Consider the following 4,139-nt stretch of genomic DNA (forward strand, 5'->3'; position numbering starts at 1 on the left):
AAAGGCAGAAAACAGGCAGGTGAGACGCAAGTCGAGCCGGAACTGGTAAAAGGCAAATCTAAGTATTACGGAAAAGTGTTGCAAAGTGAAAAAAAGAGATGTAAAATCGTATATGTAGTTTTGAGAGTACATAAAAAGAGTAAGTGGCTAGAGATGGCCACTTAAAGTTGTATAAAGGGGATTAGTTCAATGGTAGAGCACCGGTCTCCAAAACCGTCGATGGGGGTTCGAATCCCTCATCCCCTGGAGAGAAGAAGTCCTGCAGATGTAGTGTCTGCAGGGCTTTTTGTAGTATGTGGGTTTAAGATGGCAAAAGGTCAAACTTCTTATATACAAAAGCAAGTAAAATCAAGCAGTAACATTGTCAATTCTTTATAATGGTGATAGGACGGTTGAAAGAGGTGATTTAATGTACGAGTGGCAGAAACAAATTCAAATAATTGTGGATGAAATTGATGAGTGTATGAAAGGCTATAACGATGAGGCTTTAACCCTGCGTTTTTTATCCCGGAAGTTGGGTTATTCTGAATTTTATACAACAAGAAAGTTCAGAGAGATCTCGGGGATGCAGTTTAGAGATTATGTACGGCAGAGAAAGTTAGCCTTTGCATTAAAAGAGGTTCGTGATAGCGATAAGAGCCTTCTGGATATTGCCCTTGATTATGGATTCTCATCCCATGAAGCTTTTACCAGAGCTTTCAAAGGAACTTATGGTGTTACACCCAGTGAGTATCGCAGGCATCCTAAGCCTGTTGTTCTCCGTACAAAAATAAGCCCTTTTGATCGTTACTTTTTCGGATTAGGAGAAATCGGTATGATTAAATCAGCGGAAGGTGTAAACGTATATTTTGTTACGATACCAGCACACAAATTTTTGTATATTAAAAACTATGAGAGCAATGGATATTGGGATTTTTGGCAAAAGCAAAGTCTTATTGAGGGACAAGACTATGAAACAATCTGCGGATTACTTGATAGTATAAAAGGCAAATTGGATGACGAAGGGGGGAGCGAAGCCAACTGCGGAAGCGGTCAGATTATGGCTTATATGAATGACCCCAAGGGTAGGCTGTGCGATTGGGGGATACTGCGCGCAGAGTGCTGGGGAGTACGGCTCCCATCAGACTATAGAGGGGAAGTGCCGGCCCAAATGTCTATGGAAGACATTCCAGAAGATGAATATATAGTTTTTGAACATGGCCCATTTGATTATGAACAGGAAAACTGCAGTGTTGAGGAAAAGATCGAAGCGGCAATGGCTGCTTTTGATTATACTGATGCTGGTTACTGTCTGGATACAGCACCTGGAAGAATTATGTATTTTTATTACAATCCAGAACAGTATTTTAAGTATATTAGACCAGTAAAAAAACTAGATAAAGTCCATAACATGTCCAGCGAAAAATAAAATAAGGTTGTTCGGTGTGAGAAACCATAAATGACAGACAGCTGCTTTCAAGTATAAGAGCAGCTGTCTGTCGCTTTGTAATCTTATTTTTGGCTGATTTTATAGCCAAAAGACAGTCAAAAGAGTATTTGCTTTATGTCATAACCCTTGTCTGTACGGTGTCTTTATGTACGCTTTTAATTCGCTGATTTTTTCGGATATTATGAAATTGTTTCCCAGTATCGGTGTTCTGCCTTATATGATTATCCCCATGTCACTGCTTATTGTCCTCATTATGGGGTGGATGATTGGGCATATGACAAGGTATATACTGAAAAAACGAAGCCGGGAATTGAGTATTTATTTGATTTCGGGAATCCCTAACCGAACTGTAAGCAGACTTATTTTTTATGAAAATTTGCAGAAGGGAAAAGAAACGCCGACAGGATTGTATTTTGCAGCAACTTGGAATGAATATGCGGGACATTGAAAAATTAAATAATTACCAGTTACCAATGATGTTTCTAGTCCCTTTGCTACCCGCATTGAGTATCAGCAGTTGCTTTGTCTATGTTAGTGCATGGAAAATACAGTTGAACGCATTTCACTTTCCATTACCGCCCGTTATGTTGGCGTACGGTTTGAATAGAAGAAAGAAGTCCTTGACGCATACCATGATGCAGTAGGGAAACAGACTCGCCAAAAGCAGAGAAAGCAAAGCCGGAGGGAGCAATAGATTCCAGATCTTACCATTGAAAATCGAACATTAGTTCCTATATAATAATGGCAAAGGAGTGGTAGCATGAAGGCAGGAGATATCTGTTACTTTATAGAAAACGGACACAGAATTAAACAGGCCATTATTACAGGGATACAAGGAGATTTGGTGACTTTGAAATATGATTGCCATAAAGGGATCCGGCTACGGCAAAGCAGACTCTACAATTCTGAGAAGGAAGCTCGTGACAGTGTGATTCCTGCCGTACCAAAACGGGGGGCAAATCCATATCTGTATTTGCATTAAAATCTTTTGCGCATAAGAATACACCCCCGCAATTGCGGGGATGTAAACAATACAAGGGTGATTATTTGATGAGATACTTTTTTTCAATTCTCTGGTACTGCCAGGCTATCCAGGCTATGCCGGCTGTACAGGACAAAACAAAGAAAATGACAGAAGCAACAGGATACCAGAATACAATCAATCCTGTGATGAAACATGGAATAGAGCAAATGCACCACAGCCGGCTGATTTCCTGGTTGTAAGCTGACAGGTCCTTTACATCTGAGGCTAATACAGGTATAGTGGTCCAAAGTCGCATAGGCTTTTTCATTTTTCTTACATAGATTCCAAATCCCAGCAATACGAAAGCCCCGCCCCACATGATTAGCAAATAAAAAATATGATCCTTCATAATGATACCTCCTTATGCAAAGGGTATAATGCTAATTATTATTTGTTCATCTTTTCTTTAGTTTAATACGAATTGTCTGTAAAGTCAAATTCTGATCATGTACCATACCATATTCTTCTTTTTATTCGTCAGCGACATGGAATCCTACAAAAAGATATATGGATAAGCGTGCAAATTGCGTTGAAAAGTGGCTTTATGATTTTTCGGAAAATAGTATTGCAGGGGATAGTGTGAGATGATAAGATGATTCTTGAAGCAAATGGAGGCAAAGGAAAAAGAAGGCGGTTGGGTATTGGGAACATTAATTAATGTAGCAGCAGTTTTGTTAGGCGGAGGTATTGGAACTTTTATTAAAGGAAACATTCCCCGAAGATTGGAAGAGATCTTAATGCAGTCCATGGGACTTTGCGTGATTTTCATAGGGATAAGCGGTGCACTTACCGGTATGTTGAAGCCCGCTGGGAATGGATTAGAGTCCCAGGGGACAATTCTGCTGATCGCGTCTTTGGTACTCGGCTCTTTGTTGGGAGAAGCGTGTAATATTGAATACCATGTAGAGCGGCTGGGAGAGCGCTTGAAGAAGCTTGTCAATGCACAAGAAGATACAGGGTTTGTTGCCGGATTTATGAGCAATACGTTGGTGATCTGTATTGGGGCTATGGCAGTGGTGGGCGCACTGCAGGATGGATTTTCCGGAGACTACTCTATGCTTGCAGCAAAAGCAATTTTAGATGGAGTCATCACTATGATATTTGCGGCATCCTTTGGGATAGGACCGCTGTTTGCCGCACTCCCTTTGGGAGTTTATCAGGGGGGAATTACTTTGCTGGCCCATTTTATAGCACCCTACCTAACGGATCGGACCATTTTAGAACTTTCTTATATAGGTTCTGTGCTGATCTGTGGTGTGGGAATTAACCTGCTGTTCGGTAACAGGATCAGGGTGGGAAATATGCTTCCTGCGCTGCTTGTTCCAATCCTATATGAAGTGATTCTTATGTTCCTGTAAATATGATTTTTTATAGGGACGACAGATATTTCCGTACGCAGCCAGAAACTTATAAAAGGCAGAAAATGAAATGCGAAGGAAACAGAAGAATGTAAAATAAAAAGTGAAAAAATGTTAAAATATGGGTTGACAGATTGGATTATAGTATGGTATTCTAATATAGCTGTCGACAAGACAGGAATTAAAGAGAAAAAAGTTGTTGACAAGGCAGACTGCTTATGATATTATATAAAAGTTGCTGTGAGTCACACGGAAATAACTGATAAAAAGAAATAAAAAAAGTTATTGACAGACACAACAGCCTGTGGTAATATTTAAGAGTTGCTGC

General features: G+C 40.1%; 4 protein-coding genes and 1 tRNA gene. 4 read left to right on the plus strand and 1 reads right to left on the minus strand.

All coding sequences use genetic code 11. The annotated features are described in order from the left end of the window. Nucleotides 1-175: 175 nt before the first annotated feature. The 3 genes from GKG41_RS22920 to GKG41_RS22930 all read left to right on the plus strand — a co-directional run bounded on the left by GKG41_RS22920 (nt 176) and on the right by GKG41_RS22930 (nt 2,411). Nucleotides 176-246: transfer RNA gene (locus tag GKG41_RS22920), tRNA-Trp, on the plus strand. A gap of 163 nt (nt 247-409) precedes the next feature. Continuing rightward, entirely contained in the window at nt 410-1,408 is a 999-nt protein-coding gene (locus GKG41_RS22925) for a helix-turn-helix transcriptional regulator (RefSeq protein ID WP_154263215.1), read from the plus strand. Nucleotides 1,409-2,189: 781 nt separating this feature from the next. Continuing rightward, nucleotides 2,190-2,411 carry a hypothetical protein gene (locus GKG41_RS22930; protein WP_154263217.1) on the plus strand — a complete coding sequence of 74 codons (222 nt, stop codon included), beginning with the start codon at nt 2,190-2,192 and terminating at the stop codon, nt 2,409-2,411. A 61-nt stretch (nt 2,412-2,472) separates the two neighbouring features. Here the strand turns inward: GKG41_RS22930 and GKG41_RS22935 are convergent, their stop codons facing one another. Next, a complete protein-coding gene (locus GKG41_RS22935) occupies nt 2,473-2,802 on the minus strand; it encodes a hypothetical protein (protein ID WP_154263220.1) in 330 nt (109 codons plus the stop codon). A gap of 292 nt (nt 2,803-3,094) precedes the next feature. On the opposite strand from GKG41_RS22935, the gene GKG41_RS22940 reads away from it, so the two are divergent. Further along, nucleotides 3,095-3,811 (plus strand): DUF554 domain-containing protein, encoded by a 717-nt coding sequence (locus GKG41_RS22940; RefSeq protein WP_154263222.1) that lies wholly within the window; start codon nt 3,095-3,097, stop codon nt 3,809-3,811. Nucleotides 3,812-4,139: the final 328 nt, after the last annotated feature.

Origin of the sequence: Lactonifactor sp. BIOML-A5, from assembly GCF_009677585.1 — a bacterium.
Lineage (GTDB): Bacteria > Bacillota > Clostridia > Lachnospirales > Lachnospiraceae > Lactonifactor.